Raw genomic sequence first — 19,080 nt, 5'->3', positions numbered from 1 at the left:
GGCGCTGATTGGGCGGTTGGGGGCGGGCCCCCGCGGGGCCAGCCCGCTCCCCCGCACTCCGTGGTCGCGGGTTTGCCCCGCGATGGCTGCGTCAGATCAATGCCCGTAACGCCCCACCAGGCTCTGCGCCCCCAGTGCATGCCCCTGCAGCGCCTTCAGCAACCCTCGATGGTTCAGCTCCCCGGGCAGGCTGCCAGGGGCAAGATCAGTGGCGATCAGGGTCAGTACATAGTGATGGGGATTGTCGCCCGCCGGTGGGCAAGGCCCGCGATAGGCCATGGCACCACGGGAGTTGAGGCCCAGCGCGGCCACCGGGCTGCTCTGGCCGCCAGCACCTTCCTCCAGGCCACCGGACGCCGGGTCGATGTTGTAGGCCAGCCAGTGCACCACCCCCAGCCCCTTGCCACCATCGGGGTCGAACATCACCAGTACCAGCGAGCGGGTGCCCTGCGGCAGGTTGGTCCAGCTCACCTGCGGTGACTTTTCCTCGCCACTGCCACAGGCAGGGTCCGCGCCCACCTGCTGCAGCGCGATCACCCCACCGTCGGTGAACGACGCCGAACTTATGTCCAGGGCGGGGCTGTAGTTGACCGAGGCGGCGAATGCCCCCGTGGGCAGCAAGGCAAGCAGCAACCAGTACCTGAGGTTCATGCCAGGTCTCCAGGGCAGGGGCGTCGTTCAGCAGTGTAGCCAAGGCCTATCAATGGCTGTCCTGGTCCTCGGCGGTACCGCCGGTGTGTCCGGCACCGCTGCCGGTAGCCTCGCCGGTACTGTTCGAACCACCGGCAGCACCGTCGGCCGCATCGGCGTTGGTACCGGTGTCGCTGCTGTCGTTGCCCTTGCCGCCACCGGGGTTGTTGACACTGCTGCCATCACCGGCCGTGGCGCCTCTGGGCTGATCACCTTTAGTGCTTTCGTTGGTCTGCGGCTGGCTGGTGTAAGGGTCGGATGCTGCATAGCTGCTGGTCGATGCGATGCCCAGCGTAACGGCGAAGAGCAGGGCGAGCGGGCTTACGCGATCCATGGTGAGTCTCCTGTCGGATGAACTGTCATGGATTCGGCCGCCCAAACGCAGCCAGGGTGCCCGCCGGGCGACGGGCGGCAAACCAAGGGGCCGCAGGCGGCCCCGGTTGCATCAGTGGCTTTCGCTGCGTGCCTGATGAGGCGCAGCCGCGCTGTTGAGCGCGTCCAGCGTCGGGTGCTCCTGGGCGGCATGCATCAGGTCCTCGGTCACCCGCAGTTCGGCGCCGGTTGGCGAGAAGGTGGTGGCCGCCGTGAACGGCGCCGGGTGCTCAGGTTTCGGACGCTTGCCGCGGCGCCAGAGGAAGAAGCCGACCATCGCCAGGTTGATTGCGGCGAATGCCCAGAACAGCCCGACTTCGCCGTACGAGGTCATCATCGGCGAAATGGTCAGCGGCGCCATGGCCGAGCCCAGCGAGTTGATTAGCAGCAGGCCCTGGATCATCGGCACCAGGGCATCGGCCGGCGCGCGGTCGGCAGCGCTGCTGACCGCCACCGGGTACAGCGCGAACACCCCGCCACCGAGCAGGAACAGCAGGGCGGGCAGCAGCACGGTGTCCACCGGCAGCACCACGATCAGCAGCGACAGCACGGTGCACATCGCCGCCAGGGCGATCAGTACATCCTGGCGGTCCTTGCGGTCGGACCAGCGCCCCACCGGGTATTGCAGCAACATGGCGCCGAGAATCACCCAGGCCATCATTTCGCCGACCTCGCCCACGTCCAGCCCGACCCGCTGCAGGTACAACGGCAGCAGGGCATAGATGCCGGCAATCGCCACGCCGGAGCCGAAGCAACCGACCAACCCGGTAGGCGCCACGCCCAGCAGCTGGCGTGGCTTGAGCGGCTCGACCTGGTCGAGCAGCGGTGACACCCGCGGCAGAATCACGATCGGCAGCACCGACAGGGTGGCGAGCATGCCGGCCAGCATGAACGGCGCGGTTTCGCCCCAACTGGTGATCTCGCCCAGGGCCGCCTGGGCGATCACCCCGGCGCCATAGAAGGCGATCATGTACAGCGCCAGCAGGCGGCCACGGATCTTGGCGTCGCCGGCAAGCAGCAGCCAGCTTTCGATCACCAGGAATACCCCCACCGCAGCCCAGCCGTTGAGCAGGCGCAGGATCGACCACCAGGTGGTGTCGTAGAACAGGCCCTGCAACAGGATGGTCGCGCCGATCAGCGCGGCGAAGCTGCTGTAGGCGCGGATATGGCCGATGCGCAGGATCAACCGGTCGTTGACGATTGCGCCGAGGGTCAGGCCGATGAAGTAGGCCGAGGACACCACGCCAATGGTGGTCGCCGATTCGCCGGCGGCGTCCAGGCGCAGGGTGGTCAGGGAAGACATGAAGCCATTGCCCAGGGCAATGATGAACAGGCCGAGCAGGGGTGCCAGCGCCATCGCCAGCAAACGCGGAGACATACGTACCTCAAGGTTGGAATAAGCCAAGCTGCGCCTTTTGCGCTGCGTGCACGGAATGCGACCTGGGCAAGGGTCAACCGCTGGACCTCAAGGGGAGGCCGGGCGGGGGCGGTTGAGCCTGTGGCACATGCGCGATGTGGCGAGAGGCGCGGACGCTGTCCTTGCGGGCGGTTGCCACCGAATGGGCGACGGGCGAAAAGGAGGCGGGATTTTACGGGCTGTGGCGGATTTGCCAAGAGGGCGTTGGCTGCGACGAGAGGCCGCAGGCGTACGGGTATGTGCGCAGTACGTGCCTGGCTCAGAAAGCATATTGGACAAATAGAATTAAAAATGATTTTTAACTATATGAATTTAAACAAATAATTTTTCTAGAATTTACTTTAACTATGGATGATCGCGCTCGATTTTCGCCCCGCCGATGAAACCAAGGCGAGCAGCTGGAGGGCCCGATGCGATCTCTGGTGGACCCTGAGGTGTTCGTCGGCAGGGCTACAGCGCCTATGAGATCGAGCGCCGCCCGCGCGGCGCATCGCTGGCAAGCCAGCTCCCACATCTGTTCCGGGCCAGTCACTTCTGCAAGTTCTTCACTGTCCGCCTTGTTGGTACGACGCGGTATCAAGGTGGGCACCACTGGCGTCTCACCTGACTTGAGGCATGCGCCAAGGTGGGCAGCGGTACTTTCACAGGAATAATTGGCCCGGAACAAACTGTGGGAGCTGGCTTGCCAGCGATGCGCCGCGCGGGCGGCGCTCGATCTTGAGGGCGCAGTACATCTATCGCCATGCACCTGGTGACCCACATGCGATCCCAAGGTAGGCGCTTGGGCATCACATTGTTGACCCTGGGAAGTCAGCGTTCGTAGGCGGCCCTCGCGGGCATCAGCTGCAAGGCTTGCTATTGAGTGCATCGCCCTGGCGCGGCGCTTGCGCCTGCGACTGGACATGGGCATCGCGCTTGGCGACTGCCTCGGCCTGCTGCTGACGTTGTTGCGCCAACTGCTCGTTGCGCGCTTGCAGACGCTCGGCGCCGCCTTCGGCGAAGGCTGAAGTGGCCGAGGTCGCGGCCAGCAGGGCGAGGGCGAAAGACAGGGATTTCATGGTGTGACTCCATCGTTGAACCGGAAAACCGGCCGCGCAGCGGCCGGGGCGGGGCAAGGATGGCGACTGTGGATTTTCTCAGGATTAACACAAGGCTCAAGTGCGCGGTCGTTCGCGGCACAAGGCCGCTCCTACAGGCGACCGCATTCCCCTGTAGGAGCGGCCTTGTGCCGCGAAAGGGCTGCGCAGCGGCCCTCAATTGGGCAACTGCTGTTGCACCCAGCCTTGCTCGGTCAAAGCCATGCTGGCAGTTGCCTCAAGCGGCTGGCGACTGCTGTTGAACGCCTTGCCCAGGCCTTTCACGCTGGCTTGCACCGACGCATCGCCAGCCCATTCAGGAAGCTCGCTGACCCTGTAGCGGTAGGTCACCCTCGATACCGTCCTGCCAGCCTGTTCGGTCGGCTCAGTGAACTGCTCGATGGTGGTGACCTGGGCCTTGCCGAAGCACAACCCGCCGACCTTGCTGTCACCTGCGTCGGCCTTGAAGTACTTGCGGCCTTCATCGGTCAGCGCGTAGGCGTAATAGATGTCGGTGCGTGCCGGTTGCCACAGGCGGGCAGGCACTTCAGTGCGGGCAATCTCTTTCTCGCTGACCACACCGACCTGAGCCAGGGCATGCAACGCTTTGTTGTTGCCGTCGACGTCGAAATCGCGGGTGCGGGTAGGGAAGCTGCTGATCACGAAACAATGCGGGTACTGGCTGTCGAGCCAGGTTTGCGCGGCTTGACGCAGGCCGGCCTCGGTGGCTTGCCGGTCGTCCGAGCAGCCGAGCAGGGTCGCCAGCAGGGCCAGCGGTACGAGCTTCCTGTCCATCGTGGGGCTTCCTTGAATTGCCAAAATGCAGGTCGAGCGCCGGCCCAGGCCGGCGGCGAAAGGATTAAAACCCGCGGGCCAGAGCGGCCGCAATCGTGGCAAGTGGACATGCCGGCAGCCCGCCCGGCAATTCGCCGAGGCTCATCCATACTGCTCTGATCCGCCACGGCAGCGCCGCGGCATTCAGCGGTTGGCACAGGGGAGCAGACGATGGCCAAGGTTGCGGGCAAGAAAAACAAAGGTAATGACGCCGGAAAACTCGGGCGCAAAGACTATGAGAGCGAACTGAAGAAGCTGCACGTGGAGCTGGTCAAACTGCAGCAGTGGGTGGTGGAGAAGGGCCTCAAGGTGTGCATCATCTTCGAAGGCCGCGATGGCGCCGGCAAGGGCGGCACCATCAAGGCCATCACCGAGCGCGTCAGCCCTCGGGTGTTCCGCGTAGTGGCGCTGCCGGCGCCGACCGAACGCGAGAAGACCCAGATCTACGCTCAGCGCTACCTCACCCATTTGCCGGCCGCCGGTGAAGTGGTGATCTTCGACCGCAGCTGGTACAACCGCGCCGGTGTCGAGCGGGTAATGGGCTTTTGCACGGATGAGCAGTCACATAAGTTTTTGACCGTGGTGCCGATGTTCGAGCGGATGATGGTCGAGTCGGGGATCATCCTGCTCAAGTACTGGCTGGAGGTCAGCGCCGAAGAGCAGACCCGCCGCCTGCAGGACCGCATCGACGACGGCCGCAAGCTGTGGAAGCTGTCACCCATGGACCTGAAGTCGTACAACCGTTGGGACGACTACACCCGCGCCCGCGACGACATGTTCGCCGCCTCCGACTCGTCCTGGGCACCGTGGTTCATGGCCCGCTCCGAGGACAAGCGCAAGGCGCGACTGAACATCATCAGTCACCTGCTGCAGCAGGTCCCGTACAAGGACCTCAGCCACAAGCAGAAGATCGAGCTGCCCAAGCGCGGCAAGATCGGCAAGTACAAGTCGCAGCCGTACCCGTTCAAGATGGTCGGCGAGCGCTACTGAAGCGCGGGCCTGGGCTGGCCTCAGGCCTTGTCCAGCGCTTCGAGCCTCCCGTCACGCCCCAAGTGGTAGCGCTGCAGGTCCTGCGCTAGGGTCAGATGGCCGCTGTAGTGCGCCATTGCTTCCTCGCGCACTTCTGCGATCGAGTTGCCACGGCCGTTGGCCGTGGGCTGGTAACGGGCACTGAAGTGGGTCAGCACCAGGTTCTTCACACCCGCAGCCTCGGCAAAACGCGCCACCTGCGCTGCCGTGCTGTGGCCGAAGGTGGTCTGGCTGCGCTCGACCACCGGCTGGGTGAAGGTGGCTTCGTGTACCAGCACATCGACGTCCTGGGCCAGTTCGGCAAGCAGCTCGGGGCGGTCGTTGTCGCCGCAGACGATGATCCGTTGCGGGGGGCGCGTGGGTTGTAGGTAATCACGGGGCTCGAGGGTGCGGCCCTCATGGGTGACGGCCAGGCCATGGGCCAGTTGCCCCCATAGCGGCCCGGCCGGGATACCGTCGGCCTTCAGGCGGGCGGTATCCAGCCGCGGTGCGGGGTCGCGCTCATCGAACACGTAGCCCCAGGAGGGCACGCGGTGCGACAGCTCGATCGTGCTCACCTCGACATTGCCGGCGCTGAAGCCTTTGAAGGTTTCCAGCGCCTGCAGCTGCAATTCGAACGGCAGGAAGGTCTCGCTCACCGCCAGGCTCTGGCGCACCCAGCCAAGCAGGGCGTCGGGCAGGACCAGCGGCAATGGCTCCTGGCGCCCGCTCATGCCGGCGCTGGCCAGCAGCCCGGGCAGGCCGAAGCAGTGGTCGCCATGCACGTGGGTGATGAAAATCCCGCGCAGGTCCCGCATGGAAAGCGGGCTGTGCAGCAACTGGTGCTGGGTACCCTCGCCGCAATCGACCAGATACCAACCGTGGCCGGTGGATTCGATGACAGCGGTGGCGCTGACGTTGCGGGCCTTGGTGGGCACACCGGAGGAGGTGCCCAGAAACTGCAGGTCCATTGCCTGACTCCTTGACATGACGGCTTTCCTACCCCGCAGGCGCGGGGCGCGGGGAGGCTAGCATGCCAGGCGTGGCGGGAGAAGCCGCACAGGTGCCGTACAGGCACCTGTGCGGATAGTGCCAGGCGTCAGGTGCCGCCGCGGTCGTCACCGACATCGTGATTGGCGCCGTCATCGGCACCGTGGCCGACACCGTGAGCTTCGCCGGCATCATGGTTGGCACCGTCATCGGCGCCATGGCCGACACCGTGCAGGCCTCCGGCGTCATGGTTGGCGCCGTCATCGGCACCGTGGCCGACACCGTGCAGGCCTCCGGCGTCGTGGTTACCGCCATCGTCGGCGCCATGGCCGCCTGCCGAGCCGCCATGGCCTGAGCCACCGCTGCCACCGCCATTACCGCTGCCGTGGCCACCGCCACTGCCGCCATGCCCACCGCCGCCGCTACCCCCTCCGCCGTGGCCGCCTCCGCCACCGCCACCTCCATGGCCTCCACCGCCACCCCCCCCGCCATGGCCGCCACCACCTCCGCCTCCGCCACCACCGTCCTTCGCCATGGCGCTTGAAAATGCGCCCAGGTTGTCCGGCAGCAGCACGGACGATGCCGAGAGCACGCCGCCGATGGCCAGCATCCACACGATTTTTTTCAACTGCATAGTGATCTCCGCTCAGCATTGCCTGCGTTTGCTTGCAGGGAAGGCCACAGCCGGTGGACCTCGACCGCCGGGGTGGCGGCCCGCCAGTCTTCTGGCAGGGTCCTGGAGCACGATCCTTCGAAGGCCGATGGCCCGTGGCGCGGCGATTGCCGCTTTGATAGTTGAGCGTAGTTTGTAATACGAAGTTACAAGTACCGGTTGTCAGGGGCGGTGTTTCGAGGGTTTCTGACTGATACCCAGTGGGGGCCGGCAGGTGCTTGGCGACAGTCTTGCAGCGCTCTCAAGATCGAGCGCCGCCCGCGCGGCGCATCGCTGGCAAGCCAGCTCCCACATTTGTTTCGGGCCAATTATGCCTGTGAGGGTACCGCTGCCCGCCTTGGTGCATGTCTCAAGCCGGGCGAGACGCCTGTGATGCCCACCTCAATACCGAGTCGAACCAACAAGGCGGACAGTGGTGAAATCACAGGAGTGACTGGCCCGAAACAGATGTGGGAGCTGGCTTGCCAGCGATGCGCCGCGCGGGCGGCGCTCGATCTGATAGGCGCTGCAACTCTTGCGGCGGACACCTGCACGCCCAACCGCAAAGCCTTTAGAAGGTGTACGCAACCCCAGCCTGCACCGTCCGCGGCGCACCAGGATACGCATAGGTATTGAACGCCCCTTCGTCATACCCCTTGTTGAACACGTTCTTCACATCCAAATTCAGGCGCACATGCTCGTTGACCTTGTAGTAACTGAGCAGGTCAACCACGCTGTACTGCTCCATGGTGTAGGTCACCGCCTCGGTCTGCCCGTTGCGGTCATCAACATACTTGAGCCCCACGCCAAGCCCCAGTCCTTTGGCCAGGCCGTCCTGGAATTCATAGGTATTGAGCAGGCTGAAACTGTTGCGCGGGATGTTGGCCAGGCGCGTGCCGCTGGGCAAGCGGTTGTCCTTGGTCACTTCGGCATCGACGTAGGCATAACCGCCGATCACCCGCCACTCAGGGGTGATGTTGCCGGCCACGTTGAGGTCCAGGCCGCGGCTGCGCACTTCGCCGGCGGCCAGGCTGTAGTTGGGGTCGGCCGGGTCGCGGGTCAGCACGTTCTCCTTGACGATGTGGTAGATCGCTGCATCGACGCTCAACTGGCGCTCCAATGCCTCCCACTTCATCCCCAGTTCGTACGACTTGCCTTTCTCCGGATCGAAGCCATCGCCCTGGCGGCTGGCACCGGTATTGGGCTTGAACGAACGCGCCGTGTTGGCGTAGACGGCAACGGTGTCGGTCAGGTCGTAGAGCAGGCCGAAACGCGGGGTGACGGCATTGTCGGCCGCCTGCCAGCCCTTGGCGCCCGGCAGGTAATTGTCGTAGTCATGCTCGAATCGCTCCAGGCGCACACCCGCCAGTGCCTTCAGGCGCTCGGTCAGGGCCACCTGGTCCTGGACGAACCAGGCCCAGGTCTTGAGGTTTTCCTGGTCATGGGTGGTGGTGCGGGTCAGGGCAGGGCGCGGCTGGCCCAGCACCGGGTGGTAGATATCGATCGGGTAGGTGCCGTCGGTGGCCGACGAACGCTGGATGATCGAGCGGTAGTCATAGTCTTCGTACTCGATGCCGGTCAGCAGGGTGTGGCTGAACGCGCCGGTGTCGAAGTGGCCGGTGAGGTTGAGCTGGTAGTCACGGTCGGTCCACTCCAGCTTGCGGTAGTTGAAGTTGCGCTGCAGGGTGTGGCCGTCGGCCGGTGCCTTGTTGGCTTCCACGGCGTTGCCCTGCAGGGTGCCGTCGAGCCACTGCATGCCGCCGGCCAGGGTCCAGTTGTCGTTGAGCAGGTGCTCGAAGCGCAGTTGGGCCATGTTGTTGTCGTTGTGCAACAGGTTGTCGCTGCCTTTTTCCCAGATGTAGGTGTCGCGCGAAGCGCTGCCGGTCTGGGTGCCGTAGCGGGTCAGGCCACGGTCGAGAGGGTGGTTGTTACGCATGAAATCGCCTTCGAAGACGATTTTGGTGCTGTCGTTGACCTGCCAGCTGAGTACCGGGGCGACGTCGTAACGCTCGCTCTGGACGTCGTCACGGAAGCTCTCGCCGCCCTCGCCAAGCACATTCAGGCGGTAGGCCAGGCTGCCGTCCTGGCTCAACGGGCCGGTGGCGTCGAGGGTTGCGCGGTGCATGCCTTGGTCGTCGAACTGGCTGCCCAGGGTGACCTTGGATTCGGGCAAGGGTTGCTTGCTGACCACGTTGAAGGTGCCGCCGGGGTCGCCACGGCCGTACAGGGCAGTGGCGGGGCCGCGCAGCACTTCCAGGCGTTCGACGGTGTTGGCGTCCGGGGCGTTGGGGTAGCCGCGGTTGATCGGGAAGCCGTTGCGGTAGAACTCTCCCGTGGTGAAGCCGCGCACGGTGAAGGTGGTCAGGCCCTGGCCGCCGAAGTTGTTGGCCCGGCCAATGCCGCCGGCGTAGTCGAGGGCGTCCTGCAGGCGGGTGGCGCCGGTGTCTTCCAACACATCCTTGGGCACCACGCTGACCGACTGTGGGGTTTCGTGCAGGGCAGTGTCGGTGCGGGTTGCGCTGGCCGAACGGGTGGCGCGGTAACCTTCGACCGGGCCGTCGGCCCGCTCGTAGTCGGCGGCATCGGCATTGATGTTCACGGCTTCAAGCTGAATGCCGGTGCTGGTTTCGAGCGGCGCTGGAGCGGCCCAGCTGAACATCGGAGCGGCGTGGAGCAGGCACAGCGACACAATCCTGTAACGCATGGGTTCAGGTCCTGGAAAGGGGCACGGGAGGGGTGTTAAAGCGTCGCGATATTATCTGGTAACAATTCCCATTACCAGAAATTTTGGCATACCGAATGCCAGTTGTGACGAGCGTGCCAGGTCCATGGGCGTCGGCTGCAACAGCCGAGGCCTTCAGCGAAAACGTCACGTGACTGTCATGTGACGTTACCTAATATGACCCTCTCTGAATCGGGACTCGCCGAGGTCGCTCCGCCGCATGCTCCCCGCCAATCCGCAAAACCCCGAAACCGACCTGCACGGCTTGCTCTATGCGTACCTGTTCCGCCCGGGCCAGCCCGGTCGCGAGATCGACTCGGCACAGGCGCTGGTACATCTGCAGGCACCAGCCGACGAGCAGTTCCTCTGGCTGCACCTGAACCTTGCCCACGCCGCCTGCGAGCGTTGGATGAAGAGCCACCTGGACCTACCCGAAACCTTTTTCGAAACCCTGCGCGAAGGGTCGCGCTCCACGCGTATCGAGCACACCGACAGTGCCTTGCTGGCGGTGGTCAACGACCTGGTGTTCAGCTATGGCGTGATGTCGTCCGACGTTTCCACACTGTGGGCCTGTGCACGCAGCCGCTTGCTGGTCAGCGCGCGGTTGCAGCCGCTGCACTCGGTGGACGAGCTGCGCTCATCGGTAAAGCGCGGCGAGGGTTTCGGTTCGACGGTGGAGTTGCTGGTGCACCTGGTGCGCGATCAAGGCGACCTGCTGACCCGGGTGCTGCGCGAAACCACCTTGAAGATCGACCGCATCGAGGACCAGTTGCTGTCGCTGCGCCTGAGCGACAACCGCGCCGAGCTGGGCAGCCTGCGCCGCGTGCTGGTACGCCTGCAGCGCCTGCTGGCACTAGAGCCGGGCTCGCTGCTGCGGCTGCTGAACCGCCCGCCCGAATGGTTGCACGAAGAGGATATCCGCCAGTTGCGGGCCTCTACTGAAGAGTTTTCGGTGATCATCAGCGACCTCACCAGCCTGGTCGAGCGGATAAAGCTGCTGCAGGAAGAGATTGCCGCCAAGCTCACCGAAGAGAACAACCGCACCCTGTTCACCCTTACCGTGGTCACCGTGCTAGCACTGCCGATCAATATCATCGCCGGCTTTTTCGGCATGAACGTCGGGGGCGTGCCGCTGTCGGACGACCCCCACGGCTTCTGGGTGCTGGTGGCACTGGTGGTGACCTTTACGTTGATTGCAGGGCGCTGGGCGTTTCGCAAGCGGGGCGATTACTGAGCCTTGCCTGCGGGGCTGCCTGCAAGGCCGGGCGGCCATAGAACAGCAGCGCGGTGCTCCAACTGGTCAGCCAGACGAAAATGCCGGCCCAGAAGGTATGTGACATGTAGTGCCAGCCCTGCAGCACCCGGGTGGTGCCGTAGAACATGCCCACCAGCAGGATCGCCACCAGCAACTTGCGCGCATGCACCCAGCGATGGCGCAGGGCGATGAAGTACAGCGCCAGCAGGGTGAAGCCGCTGGAGGCGTGCCCGCCGGGCCAGCAACGGCCGGGGCCGGCGTGGTCGAGCCCGTTGAACTGGTCGAACCATTCGTAGCGCGCCTCGGTGCCGCCATACAGCGTGGTTTCCACCGGGCAGTACACCCCGGTGTGGCTCTTGAGGTAGTGGATGACCATGGTGCACAGGCCGAACGCGACCACCACGAACCACAGGTCGCGGCGATAGCGGGTGCTCCAGCGCATCACCGGGGCGATGCGCACCGCCTCCAGCAAGCCGGTGGCACGGGCCGAGCGCGAGGCCAGCGGCCACAGCAGCGACAGCAGCACCCCGATCACCGCCAGTTCACCCGTCCAGTCCGGCAGGATTCGCGGCCACTTGTGGGTGAGTTTCTCGAACAGCGCGTTGTGCGCGAAGACGAACTGCCCGTTGGCATCCAGCAGCAGGTTGCTGATCCAGCGGTCCAGCTCGGTCAGGTCGAACAGCACGAACACCAGCACCGCCAGCAACAGGGGGAAGGCCAGGTTGTTGAGGTAGAAGCGCGTGCGCATGGAAAGCTGCATGGTCACACCCCTTTGCCAGGGGCCAGGTTGCGCCACTGGGTGGCGTTCATCTGGCCAAGAAGCTGTGGTTTGCCGGCACTGTCGAGGGACAGGAACAAGGCACTTGCATAACCGCTGCTGCGTTCGCCGCCAGCTACGCCCAGTTGCCGCTCGAGCTGGTCGATGCAGCCACTGTGGGTCACCAGCACCAGGTTATGGCCGGGCCGCTTGTGGTCGAACACCGCGCTGGCGAAGGTCGCATCGCAACGAGCCAGCCAGTCCTGGGTGGTGATGTTCTTACCGAACATGAAGCCTGCCGTCTGCCGCGTACGCACCTCGGGGCTGGCCAGGATATCGCTGTCCTGCAGCCCCAGCCGCTCGAGCCCAAGGCCCACACCGACAGCGGCGCGGCTGCCGTCCTCGGTGATGCCGGCGGGGTCGCTCAGGCAGGCGGCATGGGAGCGGTCGCATCGTTCGGCGTGACGCACCAGAACGATGGTCGAGCCCTTGGCCCAGGCTGCATAGGTACCGCTGCGGCTCATTTGTCGCTCGCTGCCGAGGTCGCGTACCTGGGTGCGAGAGGCAAAAGACACGCCCGCAGTCAGGGTCAACGCCACGCACAGACCGGCAAGCAATGCCCTGGGGGAGAGCCGAAAGCGCCGGGGCGGCTTCAGGGATGAGGGTTTGACGAGGGTGCCTTGCAGCATGCAGTCACTCCGAGGGTGAGCAATGTTGGATGCAGCGGCACTGGGCCACAGGCATCGCGAGTGGCGGCACTTTATGCAGGCGAATGTCGGGAGACGGTGAGGCGGATGTGAAAAAAATGCGAGGGGCGCTCTGCTCGATGAAATCGATGAAATATTTCCTCACAATTTTTTCACTGGTGTTGCTATAACATAACGAAATTAACCATGCCTTGAATCTGCCACAGCATGCCGGGCGGGTGACCACCTTGCGGCCATGCACCCTTGAGTCTTTGGAGTCTTCATGAGCGTCAACCTGGATAGCCCTGGCCTGGACCTGCAGGGGATTGCGCGCTTCCAGCAAGCACCCACGCAGGCACGCCGCCTGAGGCTGCTGGTTTACAGCGCGGCGGTGGCGGCTGTCTTGCTGGGCGGGCTGGCATTCTTCGTCGGGTTGTTCGCGCCCGCTTCATATTGGGCGCCCTTGCTGAGCATCAATGCCGCCGCCTGGTTGCTGGTGGCCGCCAGCAGCCAGGCGGCCTGGGACGTTGCCGGCTGGCGTGCCGCCGCCATCGGCCAGCCCTCCGCGCAGCTGGCGTTCTGGCGCAAAGCCGGCCAGGAGGAGGGCGACCCGGAACTGCTCAGCCCCTACGAGCGCTGGCTCGAGCGGCTGGGTGCGCTGTGCCTCAGGCAGTTGCAGCGCATTGGCGGCGACGCACTGTGGCTGTTCGGCCTGGCACTGCTGGCGTTGCTGCTGGTGCAGGCGCATTGGCGGCTCGATCTTCCGGCTGCCGCCCTGGCCAGCCAGGCGAGCTGGGTGGCGGTGGGTACATGGGCGTTGCTGGCTTTCGGGCTGGTAGTCGTCGAGCGCCATCTGGCCAGCAGCGACGGCAATGCATGGCCCGAAGCTGCGGCGCTGGCGGCACAGTTGCGGCTGCTGATCGCTGTGCTGGTGCTGTCTATTGCATGCCTGGCGTTCGCCGACGGCGAGCGGCTGTGGCCGGCACGCCTGGCGGTGCTGATCGGCCTGCTGCCTGGCCTGCTGGCCATCGAGTTGATGTTGCGGGCCGTCCTGGCGGTGTTCAGCCCGCGCCATCCACGCCGCGAACCACAGTGGATGGCGCGCAGCCTGGTCGCCGGAGCGTTGCAATGGCCACCACGACCGCTGGCCTACCTGCAGGGCGAGTTGCACCAGCGCCTGGGCATCGACCTGCAGCAAATCTGGGCCTTCGGCTTCATGCGTCGCGCCTTGTTGCCGGTGCTGGCTTTGGTCGGCCTGGCCGGCTGGCTGCTCACCGGGGTCGTCGAAGTGCCCATGGACGGGCGCGGCGTGTATGAACGCTTCGGCAACCCGGTGCAGGTCTATCAACCTGGGTTGCACCTGGGGCTGCCCTGGCCGCTGGGCAAGGTCATGCAAGTGGACAACGGCACGCTGCACGAGTTGGCCAGCACCGGCGACGCTGCCGCCGCCGAGCCCCTGGCCGCTGCCGAGGGGCCTGCGCCGGTGGGCGCCAACCGCTTGTGGGATGCCACCCACGTCAGCGAGAACGCCCAGGTGATCGCGGGCAGCGATGGCGGCGCGCAGAGCTTCCAGATCGTCAACATGGACGTGCGCTTCATCTATCGCATCGGCCTGAGTGACGCTGCGGCGCTGGCCGCCACCTACCACAGCAGCGATATCGAGCAGTTGCTGCGCAGCGTCGCCAACCGGGTGCTGGTACACGACTTTGCCGGGCGCTCGCTCGACGGCGTGCTGGGCGAAGCGCGCGAAGCCCTGGGCCAGGATATCGGCAGGGCGGTGCAGGCCGATCTCGATCGGCTCGACAGCGGGGTGGAGATCCTGGCCACGGCGATCGAGGCGATCCACCCGCCTGCCGGTGCGGCCAATGCCTATCACGGCGTACAGGCCGCGCAGATCAATGCCGATGCCTTGATCGCCCGTGATCGTGGCCAGGCCGCACAGCAGGCCAGCCTGGCCCGCCAGGCCGCCGCCCTGGCCGCCGACTCGGCCAGTGCCGGCGCCCATGAAACCCGCGCCAAGGCCCAGGCCGCGGCGCTGGTGTTCGATGCCGAACGGGCGGCCTGGGCGGGCGCTGGCCAGGCCTTCGTCCTGGAACAGTACTTGAGCCGACTGAGCCATGGGCTGGCCGGTGCCCACAGCCTGATCATTGACCACCGCCTGGGCGCAGCCCAGGCGCCGACCCTGGACCTGCGCAGCTATGCCCTGCCGGTGGACCCAGCGGTATCAACCTCCAGTAGCCGTAACCAGGAGCACGCCAAGTGAGCCAGAGCACCCATGCCGCCCACGACCACCATGGCTGCGACCATGATCATGACCATGACCATTCACCTGCTGACCAGGCGCCGGTCGGCTCCGCCCGGCGTCGAATGTTGATCGCCGCGCTGCTGGTGCTGCTGCTCGCCGCGACTGCCAGCCTGGTGCAGGTCCGGGTCGGCGAGGCCACCGTCATCACCCGTTTCGGCAACCCCTCGCGGGTGCTGCTGGAACCGGGCCTTGCCTGGCGCTGGCCGGTGCCGTTCGAAGCGGCGGTGCCGGTCGACCTGCGCCTGCGCACCACCTCCAGCGGCCTGCAGGACGTCGGTACCCGCGATGGCCTGCGGATCATCGTGCAGGCCTATATCGCCTGGCAGGTGGCGGCCGACCCGCAGAGCATCCAGCGCTTCATGCGCGCCGTGCAGAACCAGCCCGACGAAGCGGCGCGGCAGATCCGCACCCTGGTGGGCTCGGCACTGGAAACCAGCGCCAGTGGCTTCGAGCTGGCCGACCTGGTGAACGTGGACGCCAGCCGCGTACGCATCGATGCCTTCGAGCAGCGTTTGCAGCAGCAGATTGCCGACCAACTGGCGCACACCTACGGCATCAAGGTGGTGCAGGTGGGCATCGAGCGGCTGACCCTGCCCAAAGTGACCCTCGAGGCCACCGTCGACCGCATGCGCGCCGAGCGCGAAACCATCGCCACCGAACGCACCGCCGAAGGCAAGCGCAAGGCGGCCGAAATTCGCTCGGCGGCCGAGCGCGACGCCCGCATCCTCGAGGCCGACGCCAGCGTCAAGGCCGCGCAAATCCAGGCCCAGGCCCAGGTCGACGCGGCACAGACCTACGCCAAGGCCTATGCCGGTGCCCCTGAGCTGTACCGGCTGCTGCGCTCACTCGACACCCTCGGCACGTTGGTGACGCCCAACACTCGCCTGGTGCTGCGCACCGACGCGGCGCCGTTCCGCGTGCTGGTGGACGGCCCGGCACTGCCGGCGGGGCATGCCCATGACTAACCCGCGTGGTAGCGCCTGGCTGCAGGCCGGCGGCGTCGGTTTTATCGCGCTGTATGCGGTCACCCTGCTGGCGGCGCTGGGCTGGCTGTTCGGCAATGTTCGCGAAATCGGCCCGGAGAACCGTGCGGTGGTGCTGCGCCTGGGCGCCGAGTCACGGGTCCAGAACGCCGGTTTGCTGCTGGCCTGGCCGCGGCCGTTCGAACAGGTGCTGATGCTGCCGTCGGCCGACCGGGTCAGCGAGCGCCGGATCGAGCTGCTGCTGCGCTCGGAACAGGCGCGCAAGGCCGACCTGGACGGCAAGCTGGCCGGCGATGCCACGGCGGGCTCGGGCTACCTGCTCAGCGGTGACGCGGGCATGGTGCAACTGGACGTGCGGGTGTTCTACACAGTCAACGAGCCTTATGCCTTCACCCGTCAGGGCGAGCATGTGCTGCCAGCGCTGGAGCGCCTGGTCGAGCGCAGCGCGGTGCAGGTTTGCGCCTCTCGCGACATGGACGCGATCCTGGTGGCACGCCCCGAACTGGTCGGCGCCGACAGCGGCGTTGCCGAGCGCCGTGAGCGCTTGCGGGGCGACCTGCAGCAGGGCATCAACCAGCGCCTGGAGGCGCTCAAGGCGGCCGGCGGCGAGCTGGGCATCGAGGTGGTGCGGGTGGATGTGCAGTCCTCACTGCCCTTGGCGGCTGTTAACGCCTTCAATGCCGTGCTCACCGCCAGCCAGCAGGCGGAGCAGGCGATCGCCAGCGCGCGCAACGACGCCGCGCGGCAGTTGCAGCAGGCCACCCAGGCTGCTGACCACACCCTGCAGGTGGCCGAGGCCGAGGGGCGTGAGCGCGTGTCCGCCGCCCAGGCCAGCACGGCGACCATCGTCGGCCTGGGCGGTCAGCAGAGCCCGGACCTGCTGCTGCGCCTGTACCGCGAGCGCGTTCCCGCCATTCTGTCCCACGCGGGCAGCGTGACCACCGTCGACCCCGGCGATGCCGGGCGCATGATCCTGGAAGGCCCGAAACCATGAGTACTCACCACCACGGCCATCACCACCATGGCCATGTACATCTAACGGCAGGGCTGTTGTCCAGCGACGAGCGTCGCCAGGCCGCCCGCCAGCTGACCCTGGCCATGCTCGCCCTCGGCCTGCTCGGGTTGGGCCTGGCCTGGCGTTGGCTGGCCCCGGCCCAGGAGACCGTGGCGCAGCTACTGCTGGGCTGCGCCTCGCTGCTGGTGGCGGTGCCGGTGCTGCGCTCGGCCTGGTTCAGCCTGCGCCAGCCGAGCCTGCATGGCATCACCGACCAACTGATCGGCCTGGCCATGCTCGGCGCCTGGGCCACCGGAGACCTGGCCACTGCCGCGCTGCTGCCGGTCATCATGATCTTCGGCCATGTGCTGGAAGAGCGCAGCGTGCTCGGCTCGCAAGAGGCGATCGAGGCCCTGGGGCGGCTGACCCGCAGCCAGGCGCGTCTGATCGGCGCCGATGGCCAGGTTCGCGAGGTCGACAATGCCAGCCTGGTGCCGGGCGATCAGGTCGAAGTGCGTGCCGGCGACAGGATACCGGCCGATGGCCGGGTGCTGGAGGGCCATGCCAGCCTGGACACCGCCCCGATCACCGGTGAGGGCGTCCCTCAGGATGTGCAGGCTGGCGAGGCGGTGCATGGTGGTGCGATCAACCTCGATGGCCTGTTGCGCATCGAAGTCACCCGCGTCGGCGACGATTCCACACTGGGCAAGGTCATCGCCCTGATGCAGCGCGCCGAGCAGGCCAAGCCACCGATCACCCGCTTGCTGGAGCGCTATGCCGGGCGTTATCTGCTGCTGGTATTGCTGATCGCCGCCGCCACCTGGTTCATCACCGCCGATGCCCAGGCCATGCTCGCCGTTCTGGTGGCCGCCTGCCCCTGTGCGCTGGTGCTGTCGGCGCCGGCCACCGCCGTGGCCGGGATTGCCGTTGCCGCGCGGCACGGCATCCTGATCCGCGGCTCGGCGTTTCTTGAGGAGCTTGCCGACCTGACCTCGCTGGTGATCGACAAGACCGGCACGCTCACCCACGGCAGCCTGCATCTGCAGCGGATACTGTGCAGTGCATCGGCGTGGCCTGAGGATAAGGTCAAACGCCTGGCGGCGAGCCTCGGCACCGCCAGCAGCCACCCGGTCAGCCGCGCCTTGGCCGGGCAGGTCAGCCATGATCGGCTGCTGGCCCTGAGCGATCTGCGCGAACGCCAGGGGTTCGGCGTATTGGCCCGCACCGCCGATGGCGACGCCGCGTTGGGGCGCCCGGAGCTGTTCCAGCAACTGGGTATCGCCATGCCCGCAGTGCCGGCCCATGACGGGCCGATTGCCGGGTTGGCCCTGGATGGCCACTTCGTGGCCTGGCTGCTGCTGGCCGACAACCTGCGCGCCGAAGCCGCCGAGGCCATGACGCAACTGCGCGAGTTGGGGTTGGGGCGGCAACTGCTGCTGACCGGCGACCGGCAGAGCGTGGCCGATGCGGTCGCTGCACAAACCGGGATCGGCAGTGTGGTCGCCCAGGCGCTGCCGCATGACAAGCTGAAGCACGTCAATCAGGAGCTGCAGGCCGGTTTCCGGCCGCTGGTGGTGGGCGATGGCATCAACGATTCTTTGGCGCTGAAGGCGGGCGTGGTCGGTGTGGCCATGGGCGTGGGCGGCAGCGATATCGCCATGGCTGCGGCCGATATCGTGCTGATCAATCCCGACCTGCGCCGGCTGGGTACCTGTATTCGGCTGAGCCGCTTGTGCCGCCGTACCCTGCAATGGAATGTGCTGATTGGGCTGGGTTGGACCCTGGGAATCATCGCGGCGGCCGCGTTTGGGTTGTTGGGGGCGGCTGGGGCGATGATTGCGGCGGTGTTGCATAACGTCAGTACTTTGTTGGTGCTGGGGAATGCTGGGCGGTTGTTGCGGTATGACGAGAGGGGGGTGGAGTGAAGATTGGGTGGAGGCCGCCAGGTGTTCGCCGGTAGTTTTGCAGCGCCTTCGAGATCGAGCGCCGCCCGCGCGGCGCATCGCTGGCAAGCCAGCTCCCACATCTGTTTCGGGCCAGTCACTCCTGTGGCTTCATCGCTGTCCGCCTTGTTGGTACGACGCGGTATTGAGGTGGGCACCACTGGCGCTTCACCCGACTTGAGACATGCACCAAGGCGTGCAGCGGTACCTTCACTGGAGTCATTGGCCCGAAACAGATGTGGGAGCTGGCTTGCCAGCGATGCGCCGCGCGGGCGGCGCTCGATCGGGACTGTCAGTTTTTTTGTGTTCGGGCCGGTAATGGCCTGCCGCTAGGCAGGCCCTGATTTTCACCAGGTCGGCCTGATGAACCGATCTCCGTACAAAATCGCAAATTGA

Annotated in this window: 16 protein-coding genes; 6 read left to right on the top strand and 10 right to left on the bottom strand. The window is 66.0% G+C overall.

Translation table 11 applies throughout. The features are described 5' to 3' along the window. Positions 1–96: 96 nt before the first annotated feature. The 5 genes from ABE459_RS23005 to ABE459_RS22985 all read right to left on the bottom strand — a co-directional run bounded on the left by ABE459_RS23005 (position 97) and on the right by ABE459_RS22985 (position 4,350). The gene (locus tag ABE459_RS23005; RefSeq protein WP_125464114.1) at positions 97–651 is read right to left on the bottom strand and encodes a YbhB/YbcL family Raf kinase inhibitor-like protein; all 555 of its coding nucleotides are present in this window, start codon (positions 649–651) and stop codon (positions 97–99) included. 49 nt (positions 652–700) lie between these two features. After that, the gene (locus ABE459_RS23000; RefSeq protein WP_323831119.1) at positions 701–1,024 is read right to left on the bottom strand and encodes a hypothetical protein; all 324 of its coding nucleotides are present in this window, start codon (positions 1,022–1,024) and stop codon (positions 701–703) included. A gap of 111 nt (positions 1,025–1,135) precedes the next feature. Next, positions 1,136–2,440, bottom strand: a complete 1,305-nt coding sequence (locus ABE459_RS22995) for an MFS transporter (protein WP_323831118.1) — start codon at positions 2,438–2,440, stop codon at positions 1,136–1,138. 878 nt (positions 2,441–3,318) lie between these two features. After that, a complete protein-coding gene (locus ABE459_RS22990) occupies positions 3,319–3,537 on the bottom strand; it encodes a hypothetical protein (RefSeq protein ID WP_125858650.1) in 219 nt (72 codons plus the stop codon). 195 nt (positions 3,538–3,732) lie between these two features. Further along, positions 3,733–4,350, bottom strand: a complete 618-nt coding sequence (locus tag ABE459_RS22985) for a hypothetical protein (RefSeq protein ID WP_346648144.1) — start codon at positions 4,348–4,350, stop codon at positions 3,733–3,735. Between the two features lie 210 nt (positions 4,351–4,560). Here ABE459_RS22985 and ppk2 point away from each other — a divergent pair, with 210 nt between their 5' ends. Further along, on the top strand, positions 4,561–5,379 hold the full coding sequence (ppk2, locus tag ABE459_RS22980; RefSeq protein ID WP_125464108.1) for a polyphosphate kinase 2: 819 nt from the start codon (positions 4,561–4,563) through the stop codon (positions 5,377–5,379). 20 nt (positions 5,380–5,399) lie between these two features. Here the strand turns inward: ppk2 and ABE459_RS22975 are convergent, their stop codons facing one another. From ABE459_RS22975 to ABE459_RS22965, 3 genes are all read right to left on the bottom strand, one after another. Continuing rightward, positions 5,400–6,368, bottom strand: coding sequence for a ribonuclease Z (locus ABE459_RS22975; protein ID WP_258704217.1), 969 nt, complete (start codon positions 6,366–6,368; stop codon positions 5,400–5,402). A 128-nt stretch (positions 6,369–6,496) separates the two neighbouring features. Beyond that, on the bottom strand, positions 6,497–7,021 hold the full coding sequence (locus ABE459_RS22970; RefSeq protein ID WP_323831116.1) for a hypothetical protein: 525 nt from the start codon (positions 7,019–7,021) through the stop codon (positions 6,497–6,499). Positions 7,022–7,610: 589 nt separating this feature from the next. Further along, on the bottom strand, positions 7,611–9,743 hold the full coding sequence (locus ABE459_RS22965; protein ID WP_258641634.1) for a TonB-dependent siderophore receptor: 2,133 nt from the start codon (positions 9,741–9,743) through the stop codon (positions 7,611–7,613). 238 nt (positions 9,744–9,981) lie between these two features. Between ABE459_RS22965 and ABE459_RS22960 the strand changes: the two genes are divergently transcribed. After that, positions 9,982–10,995: a transporter gene (locus tag ABE459_RS22960; protein WP_110993800.1), complete on the top strand. Its 1,014-nt coding sequence runs from the start codon at positions 9,982–9,984 to the stop codon at positions 10,993–10,995. On the opposite strand, the gene ABE459_RS22955 is transcribed toward ABE459_RS22960, so the two are convergent. Beyond that, positions 10,946–11,776 carry a phosphatase PAP2 family protein gene (locus ABE459_RS22955; protein ID WP_323831115.1) on the bottom strand — a complete coding sequence of 277 codons (831 nt, stop codon included), beginning with the start codon at positions 11,774–11,776 and terminating at the stop codon, positions 10,946–10,948. The two genes, ABE459_RS22960 and ABE459_RS22955, sit on opposite strands and share 50 nt — an antisense overlap. Positions 11,777–11,778: 2 nt before the next feature. Continuing rightward, the gene (locus ABE459_RS22950) at positions 11,779–12,462 is read right to left on the bottom strand and encodes a histidine phosphatase family protein (protein WP_125464102.1); all 684 of its coding nucleotides are present in this window, start codon (positions 12,460–12,462) and stop codon (positions 11,779–11,781) included. Between the two features lie 280 nt (positions 12,463–12,742). On the opposite strand from ABE459_RS22950, the gene ABE459_RS22945 reads away from it, so the two are divergent. From ABE459_RS22945 to ABE459_RS22930, 4 genes are read left to right on the top strand one after another with little or no spacing between them, the layout of a single operon-like run. After that, complete coding sequence (locus ABE459_RS22945) at positions 12,743–14,722, top strand: protease modulator HflK (protein WP_323831114.1); 1,980 nt, start codon at positions 12,743–12,745, stop codon at positions 14,720–14,722. Next, positions 14,719–15,729 carry a protease modulator HflC gene (locus ABE459_RS22940; RefSeq protein ID WP_323831113.1) on the top strand — a complete coding sequence of 337 codons (1,011 nt, stop codon included), beginning with the start codon at positions 14,719–14,721 and terminating at the stop codon, positions 15,727–15,729. The genes ABE459_RS22945 and ABE459_RS22940 overlap by 4 nt, the downstream gene beginning before the upstream one ends. Next, positions 15,722–16,741, top strand: coding sequence for a protease modulator HflK (locus ABE459_RS22935; RefSeq protein ID WP_323831112.1), 1,020 nt, complete (start codon positions 15,722–15,724; stop codon positions 16,739–16,741). Before ABE459_RS22940 ends, ABE459_RS22935 begins: the two co-directional genes overlap by 8 nt. Then, complete coding sequence (locus tag ABE459_RS22930; RefSeq protein ID WP_323831111.1) at positions 16,738–18,666, top strand: heavy metal translocating P-type ATPase; 1,929 nt, start codon at positions 16,738–16,740, stop codon at positions 18,664–18,666. Before ABE459_RS22935 ends, ABE459_RS22930 begins: the two co-directional genes overlap by 4 nt. The last annotated feature ends 414 nt before the right edge of the window (positions 18,667–19,080 follow it).

This window comes from Pseudomonas sp. TWI923 (assembly GCF_039673365.1).
GTDB classification, from domain to species: domain Bacteria; phylum Pseudomonadota; class Gammaproteobacteria; order Pseudomonadales; family Pseudomonadaceae; genus Aquipseudomonas; species Aquipseudomonas sichuanensis.
This window is presented reverse-complemented; position numbering and strand designations above follow the sequence as displayed.

What these genes read in the sequence shown, in the direction of transcription:
- ABE459_RS23005 (WP_125464114.1), bottom strand. Translation starts at nt 651, where the DNA reads ATGAACCTCAGGTACTGGTTGCTGCTTGCCTTGCTGCCCACGGGGGCA.
- ABE459_RS23000 (WP_323831119.1), bottom strand. Translation starts at nt 1,024, where the DNA reads ATGGATCGCGTAAGCCCGCTCGCCCTGCTCTTCGCCGTTACGCTGGGC.
- ABE459_RS22965 (WP_258641634.1), bottom strand. Translation starts at nt 9,743, where the DNA reads ATGCGTTACAGGATTGTGTCGCTGTGCCTGCTCCACGCCGCTCCGATG.
- ABE459_RS22990 (WP_125858650.1), bottom strand. Translation starts at nt 3,537, where the DNA reads ATGAAATCCCTGTCTTTCGCCCTCGCCCTGCTGGCCGCGACCTCGGCC.
- ABE459_RS22930 (WP_323831111.1), top strand. Translation starts at nt 16,738, where the DNA reads ATGAGTACTCACCACCACGGCCATCACCACCATGGCCATGTACATCTA.
- ABE459_RS22960 (WP_110993800.1), top strand. Translation starts at nt 9,982, where the DNA reads ATGCTCCCCGCCAATCCGCAAAACCCCGAAACCGACCTGCACGGCTTG.
- ppk2 (WP_125464108.1), top strand. Translation starts at nt 4,561, where the DNA reads ATGGCCAAGGTTGCGGGCAAGAAAAACAAAGGTAATGACGCCGGAAAA.
- ABE459_RS22975 (WP_258704217.1), bottom strand. Translation starts at nt 6,368, where the DNA reads ATGGACCTGCAGTTTCTGGGCACCTCCTCCGGTGTGCCCACCAAGGCC.
- ABE459_RS22995 (WP_323831118.1), bottom strand. Translation starts at nt 2,440, where the DNA reads ATGTCTCCGCGTTTGCTGGCGATGGCGCTGGCACCCCTGCTCGGCCTG.
- ABE459_RS22955 (WP_323831115.1), bottom strand. Translation starts at nt 11,776, where the DNA reads ATGCAGCTTTCCATGCGCACGCGCTTCTACCTCAACAACCTGGCCTTC.
- ABE459_RS22945 (WP_323831114.1), top strand. Translation starts at nt 12,743, where the DNA reads ATGAGCGTCAACCTGGATAGCCCTGGCCTGGACCTGCAGGGGATTGCG.
- ABE459_RS22985 (WP_346648144.1), bottom strand. Translation starts at nt 4,350, where the DNA reads ATGGACAGGAAGCTCGTACCGCTGGCCCTGCTGGCGACCCTGCTCGGC.
- ABE459_RS22935 (WP_323831112.1), top strand. Translation starts at nt 15,722, where the DNA reads ATGACTAACCCGCGTGGTAGCGCCTGGCTGCAGGCCGGCGGCGTCGGT.
- ABE459_RS22970 (WP_323831116.1), bottom strand. Translation starts at nt 7,021, where the DNA reads ATGCAGTTGAAAAAAATCGTGTGGATGCTGGCCATCGGCGGCGTGCTC.
- ABE459_RS22950 (WP_125464102.1), bottom strand. Translation starts at nt 12,462, where the DNA reads ATGCTGCAAGGCACCCTCGTCAAACCCTCATCCCTGAAGCCGCCCCGG.